Raw genomic sequence first — 23686 nt, forward strand, 5'->3', positions numbered from 1 at the left:
CCCCGGGCTTGTGGGGTCTGCTCAAGCCCTGGCCGGTGAAGGCCTGCGCGTACGACTGGGACCTGGTGCAAGCCGAGCACCACACCGAAGTGGCGCCCAACCCGGGCACGGGGGCGCGGCGTATCCACCGGCTGGCGTTTACGGTGCGCAGGAGTGCTGAGGATCCCACCCTGATCGGGCACTTTCAGGTGGCGCTGGGCCTGGCGCTGACCGAGCCGATGGTGGCCCCGCTGTGGGAGCACATCCGTCGCTTCATGGAAGAGCGCGGGCCGCACCTGCCGCACCCCAGCGAGCCGCTGGACGAGCGCCGCGACGACCGGCCCAGCTGGTGGCAAGCGGCCGGGCGCACCGGCCCCTTCGGGCCGCGTTATGGCTGGTGGTGGAAGGAGCACCCGGGGATCACCTTGTTCTATCACTTGATTGCTATTCCGGGCCTTGCTCTCTTCATTGCTGGATGGGTCAGGATGAGTGGCCATCCGATTGCCTTTATGGCCCTCCTTGCCCCCTACATCCCCTTGTCCATCAACTGGGGCCAGGCCACGGGCGTGTGGCTGGTGGCGCACACCTCGCGGGAGTACGAATGGCCGCAGGCGGTGCGCCAGGCCATTGGAGAGCCGGTGCGCAAAGGGGCGGGGTGGTGAATGGCAAGACGCGGCGCGCTGGGGCCGATGCCATGAGCCGCGGCCAGTCGATTGCACTGGAGCCGCTGTACGAGCACGGCCAGCACGTGCTGCCCATCTACGCGGCGGGCGACCGGGTGGCGGTCAGCAGCGCGAGTGTGGAAGACGTCAAAAAGCGCGGCGGCGTGCGCCTGCGCCCGGCGCTGGGGCGTTACGACAAAAAGCGAAGAGCCGCCGAGCGGCCGCAGGCGTATGGGTGGATCAAGGCGATCTACCCCGAGGCCATCGAGTTCACGGCCATGCGCCAGGAGCTCGAAGGCATGCCGATGATCCAGGCGGCCATAGGGTTGATGGTCGGTGGCTTAGGAGCGTTGGGGGGGGGAGGGGCGATGACCTGGCCGTTCATATTCTCGATCGACGGCTTAGGCTATCAAGCATTCTTTTTCCTCGGTGGCTTGCTCATGGCCGCCTTCTCGTTGTTTTTTTTGCTTTACATGGTCGGCACCCCGGTACGCATGCTGTGGGGCGGGCCGAGGGATCTGCCGGTGATCTTCGATCGCGCTCACCGCAAGGTGTACGTGATGCAGCGCGAAGTGGCCCCGGGCTTGTGGGGCCTGCTCAAGCCCTGGCCGGTGAAGGCCTGCGCGTACGACTGGGACCTGGTGCAAGCCGAGCACCACACCGAAGTGGCGCCCAACCCGGGCACGGGGGCGCGGCGTATCCACCGGCTGGCGTTTACGGTGCGCAGGAGTGCTGAGGATCCCACCCTGATCGGGCACTTTCAGGTGGCGCTGGGCCTGGCGCTGACCGAGCCCATGGTGGCCCCGCTGTGGGAGCACATTCGCCGCTTCATGGAAGAGCGCGGGCCGCACCTGCCGCACCCCAGCGAGCCGCTGGACGAGCGCCGCGACGACCGGCCCAGCTGGTGGCAAGCGGCCGGGCGCACCGGCCCCTTCGGGCCGCGCTATGGCTGGTGGTGGAAGGAGCACCCGGGGATCACCTTGTTCTATCACTTGATTGCGCTTTCAGGTCTGAGCATCGCAACGGTGCTGTACACCAAGTGGCAAGACCCGGCTGTTGCGATCTTTCTGCTAGCCCCCTACATCCCCTTGTCCATCAACTGGGGCCAGGCCACGGGCGTGTGGCTGGTGGCGCATACCTCGCGGGAGTACGAATGGCCGCAGGCGGTGCGCCAGGCCATTGGAGAGCCGGTGCGCAAAGGGGCGGGGTGGTGAATGGCAAGACGCTGCGCGCTCGGGCCGAGTCCATGAGCCGCAGCCAGTCGATTGCACTGGCGCCGCAGCAGCGCTTCGAGTGGCGCCGATAGGGCAGGGTGACGAGCCTTAACCCCGGCACTGTTCGCGATGGTTAGGGCTGCTTCGTTCCCGACCTGACCCGGTTGGCCATGCTCCCATGCGGGGAGGCCCGTCATCACGTATTGTAGGTCATGCCCGCTGGCCCCGCCGTGCGGCTGGACAGAGGCCATGGATGCTGGGCATGATCTGAACCTAGATCCGGCAGTTGATCGCTTTGCTGCGCATGCAAGGTCTTGAGACGCTTGACGAAATGGGCCACGATGCTCTTCACCTTTCGGGTGATCGCGCTGCGCACCCGGGCGGGCCGGCCTTGACCGCGCCAGCAGTGTTGCCAATCCTCGCGACGGCACCCGCCATCGCTGCGGTTTACGCCTTGCCAGCGCGGCCGATACCGGCCCGCTCGGGGGGCGCGCCCAACTGCCGGATCTAGGCCGACCATGCCGGACCTGTTTGCCTCAGTGCCCTTTGTCTACCGAGAGATCAGCATTCATCTGCTGGGGGCTGTGCTGGCGGGAGGGCTGATCGGCCTGGAGCGCAGCTACCACGGGCGACCGGCGGGTTTTCGCACCCATACCTTGGTGTGCTTGGCTTCCAGTCTCTTGATGCTGATCACTGTCTACCACGCCGAGTGGTTTGTCGGCCCCGGAGCCGCGCGGGCCCAGATCGACCCGACTCGCATGGCCCAGGGGATCATGACGGGTATTGGCTTCCTGGGTGCCGGGGTGATCTTCAAGGAAGGGCTGTCGGTGCGCGGTCTCACCACGGCGGCATCGATCTGGGTGACGGCCGCGGTGGGGATCCTGATCGGCGTGGGCTTCTTCTTCGCGGCCACATTGGCCACGGTCATCACCCTCGGGGTGTTGGCGGTGTTTCGGCTGATCGAAGGCCGCATGCCGACCCGTCAGCATGCCCACTTCAGCGTGCGTTTTGCGCGGGATCGCGTGATGCCGGAGGATGAACTGCGCCATCTGCTGGAAGTTCATGGTTTTTCGATCGCGAACCTCACCTACCGGCTCGAGGCCGAAGGCACGGTCTTCGAGTACCGCATGGTCGTGCGCACCCAGGCCGGCGAGAGCCTGTCACGCCTCGCGTCCGCGCTGACGGCGTTGCCCACGGTGCAGGAGTTTCGTCTCTCGCCTGCAGGCGATTGAGGCTGCGTGGCCCTCGTGCAGGGCGATCGGCGCTGGTCACGCGGGCCGTGCTTTACGCAGGGGCCAGTCCAGCGCGGGCGGGTGGCGCCGGGCGAAGCGCTGCAAGACCTCGCCGGCGCCGCGGGCGTCAACGCTTTACGGTGGAAGACGCGTTACCTTGATCCCACCGCTGCCGAAGACGGGCCGGCACCTGAGCAGCCTGTCGGCCACGGACGGGGCCGTGTCGATGAGCCCGACGTGGCGTCCGAGTGCCTGCTGAATCTCAGGCGCGACCCAGGGAGCATGCGTGCACCCCAGCACCTCCATGTCGGCTCCCTGAGCTTGCGCAAGAAGCTGTTGATGCGCCGCAGTCTAGCCTGGGATGTCTTTGCAAGGGATGCATGCTTGTCGGCGCTCATGCGCCGGGAGACGGGCGCTCAGGGGGCGGCCGCCGCGGCAGTGAACAAGGGGCCTGGAGACCCGACTCTAGGCTGGGCCACTGGACGGCCCTGGGGGGCGATCCGCTAGAATGCGCAAAATCGAACGATCGTTCTATTTTGTGCACGATCTGCGACTCTAGGGTTAACCCGGAAGCGCTTGTCGCCTGAACAACAGTCTGGCTGTGCACTGCACCATAGAATGGGATGTTACGTTTACGTCAATCCGAAGGAGAGCGTCGCATGAAGGCACTGGTCGCAGTCAAGCGCGTCGTCGACTACAACGTCAAGGTACGTGTGAAGTCCGACGGCACGGGGGTGGACATCGCCAACGTCAAGATGAGCATGAACCCCTTTGACGAGATTGCGGTGGAAGAAGCCACCCGTCTGAAGGAGAAGGGGGTGATCAGCGAGATCGTAGCGGTCTCTTGCGGCGTGGGGCAGTGTCAGGAAACGCTGCGTACGGCGATGGCCATCGGTGCCGATCGCGCCATCCTGGTGGAGACCGACGCCGAGCTGCAGCCGCTGGCCGTGGCCAAGCTGCTCAAGGCCGTGGTCGAAAAGGAACAGCCCCAGCTCATCATCCTGGGCAAGCAGGCCATTGACGACGACTGCAACCAGACCGGTCAGATGCTGGCGGCGCTGCTGGACCGCCCCCAGGGCACCTTTGCCAGCAAGGTGGAGGTGGCCGACGGCGCGGTGGTCGTCACCCGCGAGGTCGACGGCGGCCTGGAGACCGTCAAGCTGCAGCTGCCGGCCATCGTCACCACCGACCTGCGCCTGAACGAGCCGCGCTACGTGACGCTGCCCAACATCATGAAGGCCAAGAAGAAGCCCCTGGAGGTGCTCAAGCCGGCCGACCTCGGGGTGGATGTGGCCCCGCGGCTGAAGACCCTGAAGGTGGCCGAACCCCCGAAGCGAGGCGCGGGCGTCAAGGTGCCCGACGTGGCCACGCTGGTCAGCAAGCTCAAGAACGAAGCCAAGGTCATCTGAGGAGCCCCGTCATGTCCATTCTTGTCATTGCAGAACACGAGCACGGCAACCTCAAGGGGGCCACGTTCAACACCGTGACGGCCGCGCTGGCCTGTGGGTCGGACGTGCATGTGCTGGTGGCCGGTCACAACGTGGGCGAAGCTGCGCGGCAGGCAGCCCAGATCCCCGGGGTGGCCAAGGTGCTGCACGCCGATGCGCCTCAGCTCGAGGAGCAGCTGGCCGAGAACATCGCCGCCCAGGTGCTGGCCGTGGCTGGCGGCTACAGCCACATCCTCTTCCCGGCCACCGCCCACGGCAAGAATGCCGCCCCCAGGGTGGCCGCCAAGCTGGATGTTGCCCAGATCTCCGACATCACCAAGGTGGTGGCCCCTGACACCTTCGAGCGCCCGATCTACGCGGGCAATGCGATCGCCACCGTGCAAAGCGCCGACCCGGTGAAGGTCATCACCGTGCGCACCACCGGCTTCGATGCCGCGCCGGCCAGCGGCGGCAACGCGGCCGTCGAACCCATTGCCCCGGTCGGCGATGCCGGCCTGTCCAGTTTCGTGGGCCGCGAGGTCACCAAGAGCGACCGGCCCGAACTGACGGCGGCCAAGATCATCGTCTCGGGCGGGCGGGCGCTGGGCTCCAGCGAGAAGTTCAACGAGGTGCTCACCCCGCTGGCGGACAAGCTCGGGGCGGCGCTGGGCGCCAGCCGCGCGGCGGTGGATGCGGGCTATGCGCCCAACGACTGGCAGGTGGGCCAGACGGGCAAGATCGTGGCGCCGCAGCTCTACATCGCTGCCGGCATCAGCGGGGCGATCCAGCACCTGGCGGGCATGAAGGACTCCAAGGTGATCGTGGCGATCAACAAAGACCCCGAGGCCCCGATCTTCTCCGTGGCCGACTACGGCCTGGAGGCCGACCTCTTCGAAGCCGTGCCGGAGCTGGTCAAGAGCCTGTGAAGCCGACAGGGGCCGTGACGCCGTCGTGTCGCGGCCCGCGGGACCCGTGTGCCCCCTGCACAGGCCACGGGTCTTTTTTCCGCCTGGTGCACAAGTTGTCCGTTGAGTGACAAGCGAGGAGATGCCGTGAGTTACCGTGCCCCCGTGAAGGACATGCTGTTTTGCATGAAAGAACTGGCCGGCCTGGCCGAGGTGGCGAAGCTGCCCGGTTTCGAGGACGCCGGCGTGGAGACCGCCCAGGCCGTCCTGGAGGAATGCGCCAGGTTCAACGAGGGCGTGGTGGCGCCGCTCAACGTGGAGGGCGACCGCAACCCGAGCGCCTGGAAGGACGGCCAGGTCACCACGACGCCAGGCTTCAAGGAAGCCTTCCGTCAGTTCGCCGAGGGCGGCTGGCAGGGCCTGCAGCACCCCACCGACTTCGGCGGCCAGGGCCTGCCCAAGACCATCGGCGCGGCCTGCATCGAGATGATCAACAGCGCGAACCTGAGCTTTGCGCTATGCCCGCTGCTGACCGATGGCGCCATCGAGGCGCTCCTGACGGCCGGCTCACCCGAGCAGCAGCGCACCTACATCCCCAAGATGATCTCGGGGCAGTGGACCGGCACAATGAACCTCACCGAGCCCCAGGCGGGGTCGGATCTGGCCCTGGTGCGCACGCGTGCCGAGCCGCAGCCGGACGGTACTTACAAGCTCTACGGAACCAAGATCTTCATCACCTACGGTGAGCACGACATGGCCGAGAACATCGTCCACCTCGTGCTGGCCCGCGTGAGCGGTGCGCCCGAGGGGGTGAAGGGCATCTCGCTGTTCATCGTGCCGAAGTTCCTGGTCCAGCCCGACGGCACGCTTGGCGAGCGCAACGACGTGCACTGCGTGAGCATCGAGCACAAGCTGGGCATCAAGGCCAGCCCGACGGCGGTGCTGCAGTTTGGAGACCATGGCGGGGCCGTGGGCTACCTGGTGGGCCAGGAGAACCGTGGCCTGGAGTACATGTTCATCATGATGAACGCAGCCCGCTATGCCGTGGGCGTGCAGGGCATCGCGGTGGCCGAGCGGGCCTATCAGCAGGCTGCGGCCTATGCGAAGGAGCGCATCCAGTCCCGCCCGGTGGACAGTTCCAAGCCGGGCAGCGCGCCCATCATCCACCATCCGGATGTGCGTCGGATGCTGATGACGATGCGGGCCTACACCGAGGGCTGCCGCGCGATGGCCATCACTGCCGCGGCGGCCTATGACGCCGCTCACGCGCACCCGGATGCGGAAGTGCGCAGGCAGAACCAGGCCTTCTATGAGTTCATGGTGCCGCTGGTCAAGGGCTACAGCACCGAGATGAGCCTGGAGGTGACCAGCCTGGGGGTGCAGGTGCACGGCGGCATGGGGTTCATCGAAGAGACCGGCGCGGCCCAGCACTACCGGGACTCGCGCATCCTGCCCATCTATGAAGGGACCACGGCGATCCAGGCCAACGATCTGGTGGGCCGCAAGACGGCCCGCGACGGCGGCCAGGTGGCCAAGGCGATCGCAGGGCAGATCGAGGCCACCGAGGCCGCACTGGCCCGCCGCGACAGTGTGGCCGCCCGCGCGGTGCTCAGGCGTCTGAAAGCCGCCCGTGAAGCCTTCGTGCAGGTGGTGGACTTCATCGTCAGCCAAGCCAAGACGAGCCCCAACGCCGCGTTCGCCGGCAGCGTGCCCTACTTGATGCTCGCAGGCAATGTGGTGGCCGGCTGGCAGCTCGCGCGTGCGCTGATCGTGGCCGAGGACCGGCTGGCCGCCGGCGAGGACACCGCCTTCATGCAGGCGAAGATCGCCACGGCGCGCTTCTATGCCGAGCACATCCTGGCCAAGGCGCCGGCCGCGCGCGACGCGATCGTCGAAGGGGCCGACAGCGTGATGGGCCTGGACATCGAAGCTTTCTGAGTCGAGGAGAATCCCGTGCCATTGCCCACCGTCCTTCAGAACCTGCCGCTGCCGGTCATCGGCTCGCCGCTGTTCATCATCAGCAATCCCCGGCTGGTGATCGAGCAGTGCAAGGCGGGCGTCGTCGGCTCGATGCCGGCGCTCAATGCGCGCCCGGCGTCTCAGCTCGACGAGTGGCTGGCCGAGATCACCGAGACGCTGGCCGCCCACAACCGACAGCATCCGGACCGTCCGGCCGCTCCCTTTGCGATCAACCAGATCGTGCACAAGAGCAATGACCGGCTCGAGCACGACATGGCGCTGTGCGAGAAGTACAAGGTGCCCATCATCATCACCTCGCTGGGCGCGCGTACGGACGTGAACGATGCCGTGCACCGCTGGGGCGGGATCGTGCTGCACGACATCATCAATAACACCTTCGCCCACAAGGCCATCGACAAAGGCGCCGACGGGCTGATTGCCGTGGCAGCCGGGGCCGGAGGCCACGCGGGCACCACCAGCCCCTTTGCGCTGGTGCAGGAAATCCGCGAGTGGTTCGACGGCCCGCTGGCCTTGTCGGGCTCGATCGCCAATGGCCGTGCCATCCTGGCCGCGCGGGCGATGGGGGCGGACTTTGCTTACATCGGTTCGGCCTTCATTGCCACCGAGGAAGCCAGGGCGGTGGACGATTACAAGCGCATGATCACCGAGAGTACCAGTCAGGACATCGTCTACTCCAACCTCTTCACCGGGGTGCATGGGAATTACCTTCGCGGCTCCATCGTGCGTGCCGGCCTGGATCCGGATGCCTTGCCGCAGAGCGATCCGAGCAAGATGAACTTCGGCGGCGAAGGGGCGAAGAAGGCCTGGAAGGACATCTGGGGCGCCGGGCAGGGCGTGGGCGCCATCAAGGAAGTGGTGCCCGCGCGGGTCTTCATCGAGCGCCTGCGCAGCGAGTACCTGGCCGCCAAGGCGCAGTTGTGTGCGGCCTGACGCCGCCGCACGAGCCTGACTGGCGAGGGGGGCAGGCATGCCTGTGCGTCTCGCCAGGACTGCGCGCCCCTTCAGCGATCAGGAGCTGCCAGCGCCAAAGGCTCGTGTGGCTCGCTGGGGCGTTGACCGGCCCGAGTGAACCGGGGCGGGAAGGCTGGGTGGCTCAGGCCCTTGCGCAGGCGCCGACAATCTAGAATACTGTAATTCTGTACAGTACTCTAGATCCCATGGCCGCCCCTCCTTCCCGCCCTTTGGTCTTCAAGGGCCGTGGCACGGGCTGGCGGCTGGCCCATCGTTTCGAAACCAGCGAGCGCGAATGGTTTGACGATGGATGGGGCTCCGGGGTGCAGGCGGAGTCCGCTGCCGATGGAGCGGCCCCGGTGCCGCGCACCGAGGTGATGGAGGAGCGCGTGCGCTCGCTGCTCAGCCCGAATGACTCGCCCGACATCCCCTTCGAGTGGTCGATCAACCCATACCGGGGGTGTGAGCATGGCTGCATCTACTGCTACGCCCGGCCCACGCACAGTTATCTGAACCTGTCGCCCGGGCTGGATTTCGAAACGAAGCTGGTGGCGAAGGTGAACGCGGCCGAGGTGTTGGTGCATGAACTGGCTCGGCCTGGGCACCGGGTGAGCCCGATCAACATCGGCTCGGCCACCGATGCCTACCAGCCCATCGAGCGTCGCTTGGGGCTCACGCGGGCGGTGCTGGAGGTGCTGCACCGCTGCCGACACCCATACACCATCGTCACCAAGTCCTCGGGCGTGGAGCGTGACCTCGACCTGATCGCCGCCGATGCGGCCGAACGCCGGGCCATGGCCTTCGTGAGCGTGACGACGATGGACGGCGCGCTGTGTCGGCGCCTGGAGCCGCGTGCGGCGGCACCGCATCGGCGGTTGCAGACGGTGCGCACTCTCGCCCAGGCTGGCGTGCCGGTGGGTGTGAATGTCGCGCCGATCATTCCCTTCCTGAACGAGCCCGAGATCGAGCGGTTGATCGATGCCGCTGCCGACGCGGGGGCCACATCGATCCACTACACCGTCGTGCGTCTGCCCTGGGAGGTGAACCCCTTGTTCCAGCAGTGGCTGCAGGAGCACGTGCCCGGACGTGCCGAGCGCATCATGGCAAGGGTGCGTGACCTGCGCGGCGGGAGAGACTATCGCGCCGAGTTCGGCTCGCGCATGAAAGGCCAGGGGCCGTGGGCGCAGCTCATCGCCCAGCGCGTCGACAAGGCCTGTGCCCGCGCCGGGCTGGCGCGCCATGCGCCGCCCTTGGACACGACGGCCTTCCGGCCCCCTGGGGACGAGCGCCAGGCCGAGCTGTTCTGAAGCAGGGGGGATCAGAACCGGATTTTCAGCGCCAGCCCCAGGGCCCACAGGCCTCGGCGCGGTTCGGCTGCCGTCTCGCGTTCACGGAAGTGGCCCAGGGAGACTTCACCGAGCAGCCAGTCTTCGTGCAGGGGTTGTTCCCAGCTCAGTTGCAGGCCGTATTCCTCGACGTTGACGCCTCCTCCTTCGTGGCCGCGGAAGAGGGCTTCGGTGGACAGCAGGCGTTGGTGGTCGAAGTAGCGGTACAGACCGAGGTTGCTCGACCACTCGAAGCGCTGGCTACGCTGCGTGTAGGTGGCCGCGTTGAGCCAGCGCCCGACCAGGCTGGCGCTGACATCGTGCTCGTACGACAGGGCCGTGGTGGATCCCACGCGGTCGTGGCGGGTCCAGAAGACGGTTTCGCGAAAGTCCAGTCGGTTGACCGGGCTGAGTTGCCATTGGTGCCGGTAGCGCACTTGTGCGTAGGGCTTGGGGCCGCCGCGCAGGCCCACGCGGATGTCGAAACCGCCACCGGCGTCCACACCCAGGCCGGCGAAGAAGGCATCGCGGCGCGAGTCTTCGCGCTGCAGGTGCTGTTCGCGGGTCAGGGCCTGCGGCTGGTCCGTCACCACGTCCCGAGGATCGTCTCTCCCCAGGAAGAACAGGGTGGTGCGCCGTTCGATGTTGGGCAGGCGGAAGCTGGCGTTGAAGCGGGCTCCGAGGTCGGGTGACTGTCCCTCGCGCAACAGCAGCCGCCCTTGGAAGCGCCCGTGGCGCACCGAGCCGCCGTCCTCGAAGGGGCGGTCGCCGAACCAGCTGTCCACGCCGCGTGCCAGCCATTCGGCGGTGGATCGCAGGGACTGCCGGGCCGAGGAGGCGGCCTCCACGATGGGCGAGACGGGTTCGGGGGGCTTCTCACCGGCCAGCACCGAGGGCGGGATCAGCGCGGCCAGCCACCCCAGGGTCCAGCGGCGTGGGGCCGCGTATCGGGAAGGCGCAAATTCGGGTGGGTGGGGTCGCGGGATGTCCATGGGATGCGCAGGGCATCCCCACTATAGGCCAAGCCGATGCGCCCTGAGCCTTCTTCAGCGCTGCACGACGCGGATGCGGCCCACCATGCCGGCGTCGAAGTGGCCGGGTAGCAGGCAGGCGAATTCGAACTCGCCCACGCGGTTGAAGTGCCAGATCATCTCGGCCGTCTTGCCCGGGGGCACATGGGCCATGTAGGGCTCGTCGTGCTCCATGTCGGGGAACTTTTTCATCAGCGCGGCGTGTTCCTCGAGCTCCCGGCGAGTGCCGAGCACGAATTCGTGCATCACTTTGCCGCTGTTGTGGTGGATGAAGCGGATCGTTTCCCCCCGTTTGACCTCGATCTCGGCGGGGGTGAAGCGCATGTCGTCGGTCATCTTGATCTCGATCGTGCGTTTCACGGCCTTGGCCTGACCGGCAATGCCCCAGGGCTTCTGCTCCATCACCACGGGGCCGGAGCGGCCGTCATGGTGGCGGTCACCGTGCGCAGCGGCCGCCGCTGGCACCAGCAGCAGGCCCGCCAGGGCGAGGGCATGAGCGACATTCTGCATGGAGGGGTCTCCTTGAACGGGGGTGTCAGTGGGCATGGCCCTTGCCATGAGGTTTGACCGCGCGGGCCGGGGGCGGGCCGGGCGGTGGGGAGTCGGCGCGCACGGCAGCGGGAGGCGCCCCCGTCCATTCATAGGCCACGGTGCCCGGCGGATGCCTGAAGGGCCCTGGGTCGCTGTAGTCGCCGGGTTTTTGGTCGCGGCGTACCTTGAAGACAGTGAACATGCCGCCCATCTCGAGCGGGCCGTACTGTCCCTGGCCGGTCATCATCGGCACGGTGTTGTCTGGCAGGGGCATTTCCATTGCGCCCATGTCGGCCATGCCGCGCTCGCCCATCAGCATGTAGTCGGGCACGATGCTCTGGATCTTGCGCACCAGGCCGCGATGGTCCACGCCGATCATCGTGGGCACATCATGCCCCATCGCGTTCATCGTGTGGTGGCTCTTGTGGCAGTGCAGCGCCCAGTCCCCTTCCTCGTCGGCGATGAGCTCGATCTGGCGCATCTGGCCCACGGCGATGTCGGTGGTCACCTCGTACCAGCGCGTGCTCGGCGGTGTGGGGCCGCCGTCGGTGCCCGTCACCTGGAACTCGTGGCCGTGCAGGTGGATGGGGTGGTTGGTCATCGTGAGGTTGCCCACGCGGATGCGCACGCGGTCGTTCAAGCGCACGTTGAGCGTGTCGATGGCCGGGAACACACGGCTGTTGAAGCACCAGATGTTGAAGTCGAGCATCGTGTTGATGCGCGGCGTCTTGCTGCCTGGCTCCACGTCGAACGCATTGAGCAGGAAGCAGAAGTCGCGATCGACCTCGCTGATGTACGGGTGCTTCGCACGCGGGTGGGTGACCCACAAGCCCATCATGCCCATGGCCATCTGCACCATCTCGTCGGCGTGAGGGTGGTACATGAAGGTGCCGGGGCGGCGGGCCTCGAACTCGTAGACGTAGGTCTTGCCCACGGGGATGGCCGGCTGGTTCAGGCCGGCCACACCGTCCATGCCGTTGGGCAGGCGCTGGCCATGCCAGTGGATGCTGGTGTGTTCGGGCAGGCGATTGGTGACGAAGATGCGCACCCGGTCGCCCTCGACCACCTCGATGGTGGGGCCCGGGCTCTGGCCGTTGTAGCCCCACATGTTGACGTGGAAGCCGGGCGAGACCTCACGCACCACGGGTTCGGCCACGAGGTGGAATTCCTTGACGCCGTTGTTCATGCGCCACGGCAGGGTCCAGCCGTTGAGCGTGACGACCGGGTTGTAAGGGCGGCCGTTGGGCGGCACCAGCGGCGGTGCGGTCTGGGGCGAGGTCTGGACCACCGGTTCGGGCAGGGCGGCCAGGGCCGAGCGTGCCACGGCCAGACCGGCCACGGCGCCGGCAGCACCGGCAAAGAATCGGCGTCGGGAAGAGGAAGCTTGCATGGTGTTGTCCGGGAAAGAGGGTCAGTGGGCCGGGGCAGCGCCCGCGGCGGCGGCGCCGCCACCGCCGAGCGACACGAAGTTCGTGGGCTCGCCCCCCTGGAGCACCCATTGGAGATCGGCCTCGGCCAGCCAGAAGTCGCGTTGGGCACTGACGGTCTCGGCCGCGGCGGCGAAGCGCAACCGGGTTTCCGACAGCAGGTCCCAGACGCTCTTGAGCATCCCGTTGTAGCGAAGCACGGCTTCCTCGGCCATCAGCTCGCGCGTCTTGAGCACCTCGTCGCGGTAGCCCGTGGCCAGGGCGTGGCTGGCGCGATAGGCCTCGTAGGCCATTCGCGCGTGAGGGGCCGCACGCAGGGCCTCGGCGCGCTGCAACTGGCTGCGCAGGCGCTGCAGGTGGCTCTTCAGCGCATCGGCGCTCATCAAGGACTCGGGCAGTGCCGGCAAGCCCTCGGGCAGCGCGATGCGGTCGTGCCGCCCCGTGAGCCGCAGCACGCGGATCAGCTCGCGCTCGGCCAGGGCCGCGGTGTACTCGGCCCGCTGTAGGGACATCTTGGCCTCGCTGAGTGCCAGCGAGGTCGGGGCCCCCTGCAGGCGGCTCCAGTTGCCCACCTGCACCATGCGGCGACCGAGCTCGTGCGCCGTCTGGGCCGCCACGAGGCTCTCGCGGTGCAAGCCGATGCTCTGGCGCGCGGCCACGGCGTGGATCCATGCCTGACGCGCCTCGCGGGCCACGGCGAGCAGCTCGCCCAGACCTTGCACGCGACGGTGCATCCCGGGATCGATCGCCGTCCAGCGTCCCTGGGCGACGGCATCGGTGAGGTCCGGACCGAGCTGGGCCTGCACGCCGGCCAGCGAGAGATGCGCCTTCCAGGCCTGGCGCACGGCGTCGGCGGGGGTCGCCAAGGACAGGGTGGCCGGCGGCGCCGCCGGCTCAGGGGTTTCCTTGAGGTGGGCCTCTTCCCAGCGCAGGACGTCGACGTGGCCGCGCTGGAACTGTCCGACCGTGTCGTTGGCCTCGCGCCAGTCGAGGGGGGCATCGCCCTGTGCGGCCAGGGCGGTGGGGGTCACCGTCGCCAGACCGGCCCAGAGGGTGGCCGCAAGAAGCGGTTGTTTGAGATGGAGCATGTCTGCCATGATGTACGTCAACGGATGGACGGGATTCTAGGTGGGACAGGCCCACGGGAAGCTGTCGGCAAGATGACAAATCTGTCAGGTTGGATGCGCCGGGCGACGGTCCAGGCACACTTGCGTCTGTTCAAGACAGTCCAGCGGTCGTGAAGATCCTCATCGTCGAAGACGAACCCAAGACGGGTGATTACCTGCGTCAGGGACTGCGCGAGGCCGGTTTTACCGTGGATCTGGCCACCGACGGTGCCGACGGGCTGCACCTGGCGCTGGCCGGCGACCCCGACTTGGTCATCCTGGACGTGATGCTGCCCGGGCTGGACGGCTGGGCGGTACTGCGTGAGCTGCGCGGCCGCGGCTGGGACCGGCCGGTGCTCTTCCTGACCGCGCGCGACCAGGTCGAGGAGCGGGTGCGCGGCCTGGAACTGGGGGCGGACGACTATCTCGTCAAGCCCTTCTCCTTTGCCGAGCTGCTGGCGCGCGTACGCACCATCCTGCGCCGAGGCCGCTCGGGCCTGGAGGCCACGACCTTGCGGGTGGCCGACCTGGAGCTCGACTTGCTGCGCCGCCGCGTGACGCGATCGGGCCGCCGTATCGACCTCACGGCCAAGGAGTTCGGTCTGCTGGAGCTGCTGATGCGCCGCAGCGGTGAGGTGTTGCCGCGCTCGCTGATCGCCTCGCAGGTGTGGGACATGAACTTCGATAGCGACACCAACGTGATCGAGGTGGCCGTGCGCCGTCTGCGCTCCAAGGTGGACGAAGGTTTCGAGCCGCGGCTCATCCACACCGTGCGCGGCATGGGCTACGTGCTCGAGGTGCCCGAGGCCCGCCCATGAGGCGCCACCTCACGCTGACGGCACGCCTGACGCTGCTCTACACCCTGGTGTCGCTGGCGGTGCTGCTCGGGCTGGGCCTGTTCGTGCTCCGCGCCACCGATGCGCATTTCGTCGAGCTCGACGAGGAGCTGCTGCGCGACAAGTCACGCCTGATCGCCCGGCTCGTCGCCCAAAGCCGGTCGGAGGATGAGCTGGCCCGCCATCTGGATCATCTGCTGTCCAGCCATGAGGGGCTGCATGCCGAACTGCATGACCGCGGGCGCGCCGTGTATGACCGCGACGGTCTCGGGCTGGCCCAGGCCGTCCAGCGCCTGCAGGACTCCGGCCCGCCCTTCGAATGGACCCGCGACGGCCGGACGTTGCGCGCCTTGCAGTTTCCCCTGCCGGCTTCCGCCGAACTGGGAGGAGGGCGGGCCTTCGTCCTGACCCTCGCCTTGGACATCGGGCACCACCAGCATTTCATGCAGTCGCTGACCCGGTCGCTGACGGCCTATCTGGCCGCGGCCGCTTTCGTGAGTGGCCTGCTGGCTTGGTGGGCGGCGCGGCGCGGACTGGCTCCCCTGCGGGAGATGAAGGCCCGCGCCCAGCGCGTGACGGCCCGGCAGCTCGAGCATCGCATGCCGGTGCAGGATGTGCCGGTGGAACTGGCCGACTTGGCCCAGGGGCTGAACACCATGCTCGATCGTCTGCAAACGGACATCGAGCGGCTGTCACAGTTCTCCGGCGACCTGGCTCACGAGCTGCGTACCCCCATCAGCAACCTGCTCACGCAGACGCAGGTGGCCCTGGCGCAGCCGCGGCAGGCGCAAGCCTACCGAGACATCCTGGCGTCCAATGCCGAGGAACTGCAGCGCCTGGCCCGCATGGTCTCGGACATGCTTTTCCTGGCCCAGGCCGATCACGGACTGGCCCTGCCAAGGCCGGAGCGCATCGTCCTGGCCGAGGAGGTGAGGGCGCTGTTCGACTTCTACGAGGCCCTGGCCGAGGACAAAGGGCTGCAGCTGTTGGTCGAAGGCGATGGCGAGATCGTGGGCGACCGGTTGATGGTTCGCCGCGCCATCAGCAACCTGCTGTCCAATGCGCTGCGGCATGCCTGGCCGGGCACGGCGGTGCGCGTGACGCTGGAGGAGCGGCCCACCGACTGTGTGCTGACCGTGCACAACCAGGGGCCGGACATCGAGGCACAGGATCTGCCCCGGCTGTTCGATCGGTTCTTCCGCGTGGACCGGTCACGCCGTCATGGCCAAAGCGAGGGCACGGGCCTGGGTCTGGCCATCACCCAGGCGGTGATGCGCTCGCATGGCGGGCACGCCTCGGCGCGGTCGGGGCAGGGTCATACCGCGATGTCCCTGCATTTCCCGCGGTCACAGCCCCCGCGGGAGGCGCTCACTTGAACAGATCCTTGACCCGGTCGGTCCAGCTCTTGGCATTGGGCGAGTGGCGTTCCCCGCCCTTCCTGAGCGATTCGTCCAGTTCCTTGACCAGCTTGCGCTGGTGCTCGGTGAGCTTGACCGGCGTCTCGATCTGGATGTGACAGTACAGGTCGCCGGGATAGGCCGAGCGCACACCCTTGATGCCCTTGCCGCGCAGGCGGAAGGTCTTGCCGTGCTGGGTTCCCTCGGGCAGCTCGATTTCGGCACGGCCCGACAGCGTGGGCACCTCGATGGTCCCGCCGAGGATCGCGGTGGTGATGCTCACCGGCACGGTGCAGTGCAGATCGTCGCCGTCACGCTCGAAGATCTCGTGCTTCTTGATGCGGATCTCGATGTACAGGTCGCCCGGCGGGCCGCCGTTGGTGCCGGGCTCGCCGTTGCCGGCCGAGCGGATGCGCATGCCTTCGTCGATGCCGGCGGGAATCTTCACCTCCAGCGTCTTGGACTTCTTCAGCCGGCCCTGGCCACCGCAACTGGGGCAGGGGTCGGGGATGACCTTGCCGCTGCCGTGGCAGTGGGGGCAGGTCTGCTGGATGCTGAAGAAGCCCTGGCGCAGGTGCACGGTCCCCGAGCCATGGCAGGTGCCGCAGGTCTTGGCGCTGGTGCCTGGCTTGGCGCCGGTGCCGTGGCAGGTGTCGCATTCCTCCCAGCTCGGGATGCGGATCTGGGCCTCCTTGCCGTGGGCAGCCTCCTCCAGCGTGATCTCCATGGCATACGACAGGTCGCTGCCGCGATAGACCTGCGGGCCGCCGCGGCGAGCGCCGGCCGCCCCGAAGATGTCGCCGAAGATGTCGCCGAAGGCCTCGGCGAAGCCGCCGAAGCCCTCGGGTCCGCCGCGAAAGCCTGCACCACCCATGTTCGGGTCGACCCCCGCATGGCCGTACTGGTCATAGGCCGCGCGCTTCTTCGGGTCCGAGAGCATCTCGTAGGCTTCCTTGGCCTCCTTGAATTTCTCCTCGGCTTCCTTGGCCTTGTCACCCTGGTTGCGGTCCGGGTGGTACTTCATGGCCAACTTGCGGTAGGCCTTCTTGATGTCCTCGTCGGACGCGTTCTTCGCCACACCTAGGACGTCGTAGTAGTCGCGCTTTGCCATCTTCTCGGTCACCTTCAAACGCAAAGCCCCCGTGTGCAGTGTTCGCTGCCCACGGGGGTGCTTTCATCCCGGCCCCCGGCGGCTTGGAGCCGCCAGCCCGGGGGCGGGCCAGCGTCGATTACTTTTTGTCCTTCACTTCGGTGAACTCGGCGTCCACCACGTTGTCGTCGGCAGGCTTGGCCGACGCCTGAGCACCGGAGGCGGAGTCGCCCTGGCCGGCGGCAGCCTGGGCCGCCTGCATCTCGGCATAGACCTTCTCGCCCAGCTTCTGGCTGGCCTTCATCAGCGCCTCGCTCTTGGCTTCGATGGCGGCCTTGTCCTCGCCCTTCAGCGCCTCTTCGACGTCCTTGAGGGCCGACTCGATGGCGTCCTTCTCGGCGGCCTCGAGCTTGCTGCCGTGCTCGCCCAGGGACTTGCGCACGCTGTGCACCAGGGCATCGGCCTGGTTGCGCGCCTGCACCAGTTCGAGCTTGCGCTTGTCCTCGGCGGCGTTGAGCTCGGCGTCCTTCACCATCTTCTGGATCTCCTCCTCGGTGAGGCCGGAGTTCGCCTTGATGGTGATCTTGTTCTCCTTGCCCGTGGCCTTGTCCTTGGCGCTCACGTGCAGGATGCCGTTGGCGTCGATGTCGAAGGTCACTTCGATCTGGGGCACACCGCGCGGGGCCGGCGGGATGCCTTCGAGGTTGAACTCGCCCAGCAGTTTGTTGCCCGCAGCCATCTCGCGTTCGCCTTGGTAGACCTTGATCGTCACGGCAGGCTGGTTATCGTCGGCCGTCGAGAAGACCTGCGAGAACTTGGTCGGGATGGTGGTGTTCTTGCTGATCATCTTGGTCATCACGCCGCCCAGGGTCTCGATGCCCAGGGACAGCGGGGTGACGTCGAGCAGCAGCACGTCCTTGCGGTCGCCGGCCAGGACCGAGCCCTGGATGGCCGCACCCACGGCCACGGCCTCGTCGGGGTTGACGTCCTTGCGCGGATCCTTGCCGAAGAACTCCTTGACCTTTTCCTGCACCTTGGGCATGCGGGTCATGCCGCCGACGAGGATCACGTCGTCGATGTCACTGACCTTCACGCCGGCATCCTTGATGGCGATGCGGCACGGCTCGATGGTGCGCTCGATCAGGTCCTCGACCAGGGCTTCGAGCTTGGCACGCGTGAGCTTGATGTTCAGGTGCTTCGGCCCGGAGGCATCGGCCGTGATGTAAGGCAGGTTGATTTCGGTTTGCTGGCTGGACGACAGCTCGATCTTGGCCTTCTCGGCGGCTTCTTTCAGGCGTTGCAGCGCCAGCACGTCTTTCGTCAGATCGACGCCTTGCTCCTTCTTGAACTCGCCGATGATGTAGTCGATGATGCGCTGATCGAAGTCCTCGCCGCCCAGGAAGGTGTCGCCGTTGGTCGACAGCACCTCGAACTGCTTTTCGCCGTCTACATCGGCGATCTCGATGATGGAGATGTCGAAGGTGCCCCCGCCCAGGTCATACACCGCGATCTTGCGGTCGCCTTTGGCGGTCTTGTCCAGGCCGAAGGCCAGGGCGGCTGCGGTGGGCTCGTTGATGATGCGCTTGACTTCCAGACCGGCGATGCGGCCGGCGTCCTTCGTGGCCTGGCGCTGGCTGTCGTTGAAGTAGGCCGGCACGGTGATCACGGCCTCGGTGACGGGCTCGCCCAGGTAGTCCTCGGCGGTCTTCTTCATCTTGCGCAGCACTTCGGCGCTGATCTGCGGGGGAGCGAGCTTCTTGCCCCGCACTTCGACCCAGGCGTCGCCGTTGTCGGCCTGCACGATGGAGTAGGGCATCAGGTCGATGTCCTTTTGCACTTCTTTCTCGGTGAACTTGCGGCCGATCAGACGCTTGACGGCATACAGGGTGTTCTTCGGGTTGGTGACCGCCTGGCGCTTGGCCGAGGCACCGACCAGCACTTCGCCGTCTTCCAGGTAGGCGACGATCGACGGCGTCGTGCGGGCGCCCTCGCTGTTTTCGATGACTTTGGGCGTGTTGCCCTCCATGATGGCCACGCACGAGTTCGTGGTGCCCAGGTCGATGCCGATGATTTTTGCCATGTTGGATGCTCCTGATCTGAGAGATTCGGTTGTCCGCTACTTGTGGATAAGTGAGGGGCTTTTCAAGGGCTTTCAGCGGGGGGCCGCCACGGTGACCAGGGCCGGGCGCAGCACCCGGTCGGCGATCACGTAGCCCTTTTGCAGCACGGCCACGATGGTGTTGGGCTCTTGCTCGGCAGGCACCATGCTGATGGCCTGGTGTTGGTGGGGGTCGAACTTTTCGCCGGCAGACGGATTCACTTCAAGCACTTTGTTGCGCTCCAGGGCCTGGGCGAGCTGGCGCAGCGTGGCATGCACGCCCTCGCGCATCTGCTCGGGGGTGGCGTTCTCGACCGCCAGGGCCGCCTCCAGGCTGTCCTTGACGGGCAGCAGGCTCTCGGCGAATGCCTCAATGGCGAACTTGCGCGACTTGGCGATTTCCTCCTCGGCGCGGCGGCGGGTGTTCTCGACTTCGGCCTTGGCGCGAAGATAGGCGTCGGACACCTCGGCATGCCGGGCCTCGAGTTCGGCCAGCTTCTGCTCGAGGGCCACCTGCTCGGCCGGCTCGGCGGTCAGTTCGGGGGCAGGAGCTTGATTCTGTTCAGGATGCTGCGGTTCTGTCATGTCGTGGTTCCCATCGAGTGGCGCGCAGATGGGGGCTTGCCCCAGGGGTTCAAGAGGCCGGGGCAGCCATGTACGGGAAAATTGCGCATTTTGCCGGCAATCGGCCTGGGCTTGGCCGGCCCACCCCCAGGCGGGGGGCGCCTGGGAATCTTGCGCAAGGTAGGATGAGGGTCTGAAACTGTGCATCGGTCCCATCCCCTTGGACACTTCACCCTCAGCCGAGCCCACCGCCGAGCCCGCGGGGGCGACGGGCCCTCGCCGTGCCGACCTGGCCTTGCGCACCGCGCTGGCGCTGGCCACGCCCATCGTGCGCTGGCTGCTGCGCCAGGGCGTGCAGTATGGGGCGTTCGTCGCGGCGCTCAAACGCGTGTTCGTGGAGGTGGCGGGTGAGGAACTGCGCCGCCAGGGGCGGCGCACCACCGATTCGGCCCTGAGCGTGCTCAGCGGCGTGCACCGCAAGGACGTGCGCGCCCTGGCCCACCTGGGCAGGGCGTTGCAGCGCGACAAGAGCTTTTCGCCGGCGTCGCTGGTCTTCACCCGCTGGGCCACCGACCCGCGCTGGCGCGATCCGGCCAGCGCCCGCCCCTTGCGGCTGCCGCGCCTGGGCGAACGCGGCTCGTTCGAAGCCCTGGCGCGGGAGGTGTCCACCGATGTGCACCCACGCACCCTGCTCGACGAGCTGGAGCGGCTGTCGCTCGTGCGCGTCGATGGCGAGTGGGTGGAGCTGGTGGCCGACAGCTACGTGCCGTCGGCCGACGAGGCCGCGATGGCCGAGCTGTTCGCTGCCAATGGGGCCGATCACCTGGCCGCCGCGGTACACAACCTGACCACCACGGAACCGCGCCTGCTTGAGCAAAGCGTGTTCGCCAGCGGCCTGTCGCGCGCTTCGGCCGAGGCGCTGGGGGCGCTGGCACGGCAGTTGTGGGCACAGGACTTCGCCCGCATGGCCGAGGAAGCCCATCGACGCTTCCAGGCTGACCGGCAGACCTCGCAGCCTCATCGCATGCGTTTTGGCGTTTACTACTACATGGAGCCTGAGGCGTCCGATACGGAGGCTGCGGTCGGCCCGAAGGAGTCTTCTTCGTGAACAGGGTGCTGTCGTGGGGCCGCATCGGCCTGATGATCCTAGTGGTTGCCGGGGGGCTGGCCGCCTGCGGCGGCGGTGGCGTGGGCTCGGGGGGGACGGGGGCACCGGTGTCGTCGTCGGGCGCGGTATCGGGCTTTGGCAGCGTCTGGGTCGATGGGCTGGAACTCGACGATACCCAGGCGCGCGTGAGGCTGGACAGTGTGGAGGGGGCTCCCGACATCCCGCCGGGACAGATCCGGCTCGGCCTGGGCCAGCGCGTCGAACTCGAGTTCGAGATCGATGCTGCGGGGCGGCGCGTGGTCTCCGAGATCCGCATCTCGCCTGAGCTGATCGGCCCAGTCACTTCGGTCTCGCCGCTGGAGGTGGGCGGCCAGCGCGTGCTCGTCAATACCGATGCTGAGCAGGGGCCCTTGACGCTGCTGGTGGGGGTGGCCGACGCCTCGGCGCTGCAAGTGGGGCAGCGGGTGGAAGTGCACGGCCTGGCCCGCACGAGCGGTGGGGTGCGCGAGATCGTGGCCTCTCGGATCGCCATGGTGGACAGGCCCGGGCAGAGCCCCTGGCTGCGCCTGGGCGGTTCCGTCGCGGGCCTGACACCGGACAGCTTCAGGATCGGTGGCCTGCGGGTGCAGCGGGACAGCCGCACGGTCATCGTTCCCGGTCAACAGGCACTGGCCGAGGGTCAGTCGGTGCGGGTGTGGACGCGTGGGGGCATCCTGGGCCAGCCGGGCGACCGGTATGTCGAGGCCGATCGCATTCAGATCCTGCGCCGGCAATGGCTGCCGCAACAGTCGGTGCGTCTGTCAGGGCCGGTGCAGGACTGCTCGGACGCGCCGCGGCCTCCCTCGGTTTACGTGTGCGTCGCCGATGCCGTGATCGAGCGGTCGTCGGCCCAGGTGAACGGAGGGAGCCTGGACGACCTGGTGGAGGGGCGTTACGTGGACGTGCAGGCGCGCTACGACGCGGTGCTGCAGGTGCTGCGTGAAGCCCGCTTCGAGTTGCGCACGGCTGCCAGCGAGGCTTCCATCGCGCGACTGACCGGGGAGGTGTCCGGCTTGTCCGGATCCCGCTTCACGGTGCGCGACACGTTCGTCGAACTGGACGCCGGCACGCAGCGTGAATGTGAACCGGCCAACGGCGCGCGCGTACGGGTGACGGGCCGTATCGTTGGCGACCATGTGCGGGCGACCCGGGTCGAGTGCGTGAATCCCTGAGGTGCGGACCCCGGGGCCGCCGCGCGTGCAGCGCTGACGCCGGTGGCCGCATCACCGCTTGGGCGGATCGTCCAGCGACACACTCCAGCGTTGCCAGTCGGCCAGCTTGCGCCGGTCGCGCTTGGTGGGACGGCCCTGTTCGATCGCCTGGGCAGGGTCGGCGAGGTAGCGCCGCTGGCGGGCCGCTTCCTCGCGTGCGCGCAGGCTTTCCGGCGTTTCTTCGTAGAGTTGCTGGGCCACCGGTGCGGGACCGCGCACTTCGCTGAGGCCGCGCACGATCACGACGCGGGTCGACGACCCCTGCTGGAGGCTCAGGCGGTCGCCCACCCGGATCTCGCGCGCCGGCTTGGCGCTCTGGTCGTTGACACGCACCCGGCCCTTGCCGACTTCGTCGCTGGCCAGGCTGCGCGTCTTGTAGAAGCGCGCGGCCCACAGCCACTTGTCCAGGCGTACACCGTCCATGCCGACCTCAGGCCGCTGCGCCGAGCGCGAGGGCGCGTTCGCGCTGGCGCGCCAGCATCGCGGGGTCGCAGGTCTCGCGCGTGGGCCATCCGGCCAGGTGCTGTTCGGCGATGTCGCTGAGCGCGACGATCCATTCGTGCAGGTCGTTCAGGCAGGCGATGTGGTGGAACTCCCGGCCGCCGGCGCCGAGGAAAGCCTGGCGGCCTTCCATCGCGATTTCCTCCAGGGTCTCGATGCAGTCGCTGACGAAGCCAGGGCAGATCACGTCGACGCGCCCCACACCCCGGCGGGCCAGTTCGACGAGCGTGGGCTCGGTGTAGGGCTGCAGCCACTGCGCCTTGCCGAAGCGGCTCTGGAACGTGACTTGGTAGTCCTCGGGGCGCAGGCCCAGACGTTCGGCCACGAGGCGGGCGGTCTTGTGGCACTCGCAGTGGTAGGGATCGCCCCGCTCGAGGGTGCGCTGCGGCACGCCGTGGAAGCTGAGCACCAGCCGGTCGGGCCGGCCATGGTCCATCCAGTGGTGGCCGATGCGCCGAGCCAGGGCCTCGATATAACCCGGGTGATCGGGGTAGCGGTTCACGAAGCGCAGCTCGGGTACCGCGCGCGTGCGCGCCGCCCAGGCGCCCACGGCGTCGATCACACTGGCGGTGGTGGTGCCGGAGTACTGGGGGTACAGGGGCAACACGAGCACCCTGGTGGCCCCAGCGGCCTTCAGCGCATCCAGTTGCGTGGCGATGGAGGGCTGGCCGTAGCGCATGGCGGCGGCGACCTTCACGCGGTGGCCGCGCTCGCCCAGGTAGCCCTGCAGGAGTCTGGCCTGTCGCTCGGTCCACACACGCAGAGGGGAGCCTTCCTCGGTCCAGATGCTTTCGTACTTGGCGGCAGACTTGGACGGACGCACGCGCAGGATGATGCCGTGCAAAATGGGCTTCCACAGCCAGCGCGGGATCTCGACCACGCGCGGGTCGCTCAGGAACTCGGCCAGGTAGCGGCGCAGCGCCGGCGCGGTGGGGGCGTCGGGGGTGCCGAGGTTGCACAGCAACACGCCGGTCGTGGTTTCGCGGCCGTGGGCATGGGCCGGTTCAGGGGCGAAGCGCATGGGGGTGGGGCTCCTTGTGGGCCTTGGATTATTCCCGAGCCGCGACAGCCC

The 23686-nt window shown here is 67.6% G+C and carries 21 protein-coding genes and 1 other RNA gene; 12 read left to right on the forward strand and 10 right to left on the reverse strand.

Annotation, left to right across the window (positions count from 1 at the left end; genetic code table 11):
* Both ACK4ZD_RS04735 and ACK4ZD_RS04740 read left to right on the forward strand, forming a co-directional pair.
* Positions 1-641, forward strand: a 641-nt coding sequence (locus tag ACK4ZD_RS04735) for a DUF6708 domain-containing protein (protein ID WP_409659303.1), incomplete at its 5' end; no start/stop codon positions are given.
* Entirely contained in the window at positions 638-1855 is a 1218-nt protein-coding gene (locus ACK4ZD_RS04740; RefSeq protein WP_409659305.1) for a DUF6708 domain-containing protein, read from the forward strand. The genes ACK4ZD_RS04735 and ACK4ZD_RS04740, both read left to right, overlap by 4 nt.
* 97 nt (positions 1856-1952) lie before the next feature.
* Here the strand turns inward: ACK4ZD_RS04740 and ffs are convergent.
* Positions 1953-2050: signal recognition particle sRNA small type (gene ffs / locus ACK4ZD_RS04745), an RNA gene on the reverse strand.
* A 323-nt stretch (positions 2051-2373) separates the two neighbouring features.
* Between ffs and ACK4ZD_RS04750 the strand changes: the two genes are divergently transcribed.
* The 6 genes from ACK4ZD_RS04750 to ACK4ZD_RS04775 all read left to right on the forward strand — a co-directional run bounded on the left by ACK4ZD_RS04750 (position 2374) and on the right by ACK4ZD_RS04775 (position 9657).
* Positions 2374-3087 carry an MgtC/SapB family protein gene (locus tag ACK4ZD_RS04750; protein WP_409659307.1) on the forward strand — a complete coding sequence of 238 codons (714 nt, stop codon included), beginning with the start codon at positions 2374-2376 and terminating at the stop codon, positions 3085-3087.
* Between the two features lie 659 nt (positions 3088-3746).
* Positions 3747-4496 (forward strand): electron transfer flavoprotein subunit beta/FixA family protein, encoded by a 750-nt coding sequence (locus ACK4ZD_RS04755; RefSeq protein ID WP_409659309.1) that lies wholly within the window; start codon positions 3747-3749, stop codon positions 4494-4496.
* An 11-nt stretch (positions 4497-4507) separates the two neighbouring features.
* On the forward strand, positions 4508-5440 hold the full coding sequence (locus ACK4ZD_RS04760; RefSeq protein WP_409659311.1) for an electron transfer flavoprotein subunit alpha/FixB family protein: 933 nt from the start codon (positions 4508-4510) through the stop codon (positions 5438-5440).
* A gap of 126 nt (positions 5441-5566) precedes the next feature.
* The gene (locus tag ACK4ZD_RS04765) at positions 5567-7357 is read left to right on the forward strand and encodes an acyl-CoA dehydrogenase (protein WP_409659313.1); all 1791 of its coding nucleotides are present in this window, start codon (positions 5567-5569) and stop codon (positions 7355-7357) included.
* Between the two features lie 15 nt (positions 7358-7372).
* Positions 7373-8329: an NAD(P)H-dependent flavin oxidoreductase gene (locus tag ACK4ZD_RS04770; RefSeq protein ID WP_409659315.1), complete on the forward strand. Its 957-nt coding sequence runs from the start codon at positions 7373-7375 to the stop codon at positions 8327-8329.
* Between the two features lie 227 nt (positions 8330-8556).
* On the forward strand, positions 8557-9657 hold the full coding sequence (locus ACK4ZD_RS04775) for a PA0069 family radical SAM protein (RefSeq protein WP_409659317.1): 1101 nt from the start codon (positions 8557-8559) through the stop codon (positions 9655-9657).
* Positions 9658-9668: 11 nt separating this feature from the next.
* Here the strand turns inward: ACK4ZD_RS04775 and ACK4ZD_RS04780 are convergent, their stop codons facing one another.
* From ACK4ZD_RS04780 to ACK4ZD_RS04795, 4 genes are read right to left on the reverse strand one after another with little or no spacing between them, the layout of a single operon-like run.
* Complete coding sequence (locus ACK4ZD_RS04780) at positions 9669-10667, reverse strand: hypothetical protein (RefSeq protein ID WP_409659319.1); 999 nt, start codon at positions 10665-10667, stop codon at positions 9669-9671.
* A 54-nt stretch (positions 10668-10721) separates the two neighbouring features.
* Positions 10722-11216 carry a cupredoxin domain-containing protein gene (locus ACK4ZD_RS04785; RefSeq protein ID WP_409659321.1) on the reverse strand — a complete coding sequence of 165 codons (495 nt, stop codon included), beginning with the start codon at positions 11214-11216 and terminating at the stop codon, positions 10722-10724.
* 25 nt (positions 11217-11241) lie between these two features.
* Complete coding sequence (locus ACK4ZD_RS04790) at positions 11242-12627, reverse strand: multicopper oxidase family protein (protein ID WP_409659323.1); 1386 nt, start codon at positions 12625-12627, stop codon at positions 11242-11244.
* A 21-nt stretch (positions 12628-12648) separates the two neighbouring features.
* A complete protein-coding gene (locus ACK4ZD_RS04795; protein WP_409659325.1) occupies positions 12649-13752 on the reverse strand; it encodes a hypothetical protein in 1104 nt (367 codons plus the stop codon).
* A gap of 149 nt (positions 13753-13901) precedes the next feature.
* On the opposite strand from ACK4ZD_RS04795, the gene ACK4ZD_RS04800 reads away from it, so the two are divergent.
* Both ACK4ZD_RS04800 and ACK4ZD_RS04805 read left to right on the forward strand, forming a co-directional pair.
* Positions 13902-14588 (forward strand): heavy metal response regulator transcription factor, encoded by a 687-nt coding sequence (locus tag ACK4ZD_RS04800; RefSeq protein ID WP_409659327.1) that lies wholly within the window; start codon positions 13902-13904, stop codon positions 14586-14588.
* Positions 14585-15982: a heavy metal sensor histidine kinase gene (locus tag ACK4ZD_RS04805; protein WP_409659328.1), complete on the forward strand. Its 1398-nt coding sequence runs from the start codon at positions 14585-14587 to the stop codon at positions 15980-15982. Before ACK4ZD_RS04800 ends, ACK4ZD_RS04805 begins: the two co-directional genes overlap by 4 nt.
* Here the strand turns inward: ACK4ZD_RS04805 and dnaJ are convergent.
* From dnaJ to grpE, 3 genes are all read right to left on the reverse strand, one after another.
* A complete protein-coding gene (dnaJ, locus tag ACK4ZD_RS04810; RefSeq protein WP_409659330.1) occupies positions 15975-17114 on the reverse strand; it encodes a molecular chaperone DnaJ in 1140 nt (379 codons plus the stop codon). The genes ACK4ZD_RS04805 and dnaJ overlap by 8 nt on opposite strands.
* 118 nt (positions 17115-17232) lie before the next feature.
* Entirely contained in the window at positions 17233-19173 is a 1941-nt protein-coding gene (dnaK, locus tag ACK4ZD_RS04815; protein ID WP_409659332.1) for a molecular chaperone DnaK, read from the reverse strand.
* 72 nt (positions 19174-19245) lie between these two features.
* Positions 19246-19776, reverse strand: a complete 531-nt coding sequence (gene grpE, locus ACK4ZD_RS04820) for a nucleotide exchange factor GrpE (RefSeq protein WP_409659334.1) — start codon at positions 19774-19776, stop codon at positions 19246-19248.
* Positions 19777-19975: 199 nt separating this feature from the next.
* Here grpE and ACK4ZD_RS04825 point away from each other — a divergent pair, with 199 nt between their 5' ends.
* Both ACK4ZD_RS04825 and ACK4ZD_RS04830 read left to right on the forward strand, forming a co-directional pair.
* Entirely contained in the window at positions 19976-20863 is an 888-nt protein-coding gene (locus ACK4ZD_RS04825; protein WP_409659336.1) for a DUF6502 family protein, read from the forward strand.
* The gene (locus ACK4ZD_RS04830) at positions 20860-22074 is read left to right on the forward strand and encodes a DUF5666 domain-containing protein (RefSeq protein WP_409659338.1); all 1215 of its coding nucleotides are present in this window, start codon (positions 20860-20862) and stop codon (positions 22072-22074) included. Before ACK4ZD_RS04825 ends, ACK4ZD_RS04830 begins: the two co-directional genes overlap by 4 nt.
* Before the next feature lie 51 nt (positions 22075-22125).
* Here ACK4ZD_RS04830 and ACK4ZD_RS04835 read toward each other — a convergent pair whose 3' ends face one another.
* Both ACK4ZD_RS04835 and hemH read right to left on the reverse strand, forming a co-directional pair.
* A complete protein-coding gene (locus ACK4ZD_RS04835) occupies positions 22126-22536 on the reverse strand; it encodes an RNA-binding S4 domain-containing protein (protein ID WP_409659340.1) in 411 nt (136 codons plus the stop codon).
* A 7-nt stretch (positions 22537-22543) separates the two neighbouring features.
* On the reverse strand, positions 22544-23635 hold the full coding sequence (hemH, locus tag ACK4ZD_RS04840; RefSeq protein WP_409659341.1) for a ferrochelatase: 1092 nt from the start codon (positions 23633-23635) through the stop codon (positions 22544-22546).
* Positions 23636-23686 lie beyond the last annotated feature (51 nt).

Source organism: Caldimonas sp., from assembly GCF_046291045.1.
GTDB lineage: Bacteria > Pseudomonadota > Gammaproteobacteria > Burkholderiales > Burkholderiaceae_C > Caldimonas.

Coding starts and splice junctions, on each gene's coding strand:
- ACK4ZD_RS04750 (WP_409659307.1), top strand. CDS start 2,374: ATGCCGGACCTGTTTGCCTCAGTGCCCTTTGTCTACCGAGAGATCAGC.
- ACK4ZD_RS04755 (WP_409659309.1), top strand. CDS start 3,747: ATGAAGGCACTGGTCGCAGTCAAGCGCGTCGTCGACTACAACGTCAAG.
- ACK4ZD_RS04760 (WP_409659311.1), top strand. CDS start 4,508: ATGTCCATTCTTGTCATTGCAGAACACGAGCACGGCAACCTCAAGGGG.
- ACK4ZD_RS04775 (WP_409659317.1), top strand. CDS start 8,557: ATGGCCGCCCCTCCTTCCCGCCCTTTGGTCTTCAAGGGCCGTGGCACG.
- ACK4ZD_RS04780 (WP_409659319.1), bottom strand. CDS start 10,667: ATGGACATCCCGCGACCCCACCCACCCGAATTTGCGCCTTCCCGATAC.
- ACK4ZD_RS04785 (WP_409659321.1), bottom strand. CDS start 11,216: ATGCAGAATGTCGCTCATGCCCTCGCCCTGGCGGGCCTGCTGCTGGTG.
- ACK4ZD_RS04790 (WP_409659323.1), bottom strand. CDS start 12,627: ATGCAAGCTTCCTCTTCCCGACGCCGATTCTTTGCCGGTGCTGCCGGC.
- ACK4ZD_RS04795 (WP_409659325.1), bottom strand. CDS start 13,752: ATGCTCCATCTCAAACAACCGCTTCTTGCGGCCACCCTCTGGGCCGGT.
- ACK4ZD_RS04805 (WP_409659328.1), top strand. CDS start 14,585: ATGAGGCGCCACCTCACGCTGACGGCACGCCTGACGCTGCTCTACACC.
- dnaJ (WP_409659330.1), bottom strand. CDS start 17,114: ATGGCAAAGCGCGACTACTACGACGTCCTAGGTGTGGCGAAGAACGCG.
- dnaK (WP_409659332.1), bottom strand. CDS start 19,173: ATGGCAAAAATCATCGGCATCGACCTGGGCACCACGAACTCGTGCGTG.
- grpE (WP_409659334.1), bottom strand. CDS start 19,776: ATGACAGAACCGCAGCATCCTGAACAGAATCAAGCTCCTGCCCCCGAA.
- ACK4ZD_RS04835 (WP_409659340.1), bottom strand. CDS start 22,536: ATGGACGGTGTACGCCTGGACAAGTGGCTGTGGGCCGCGCGCTTCTAC.
- hemH (WP_409659341.1), bottom strand. CDS start 23,635: ATGCGCTTCGCCCCTGAACCGGCCCATGCCCACGGCCGCGAAACCACG.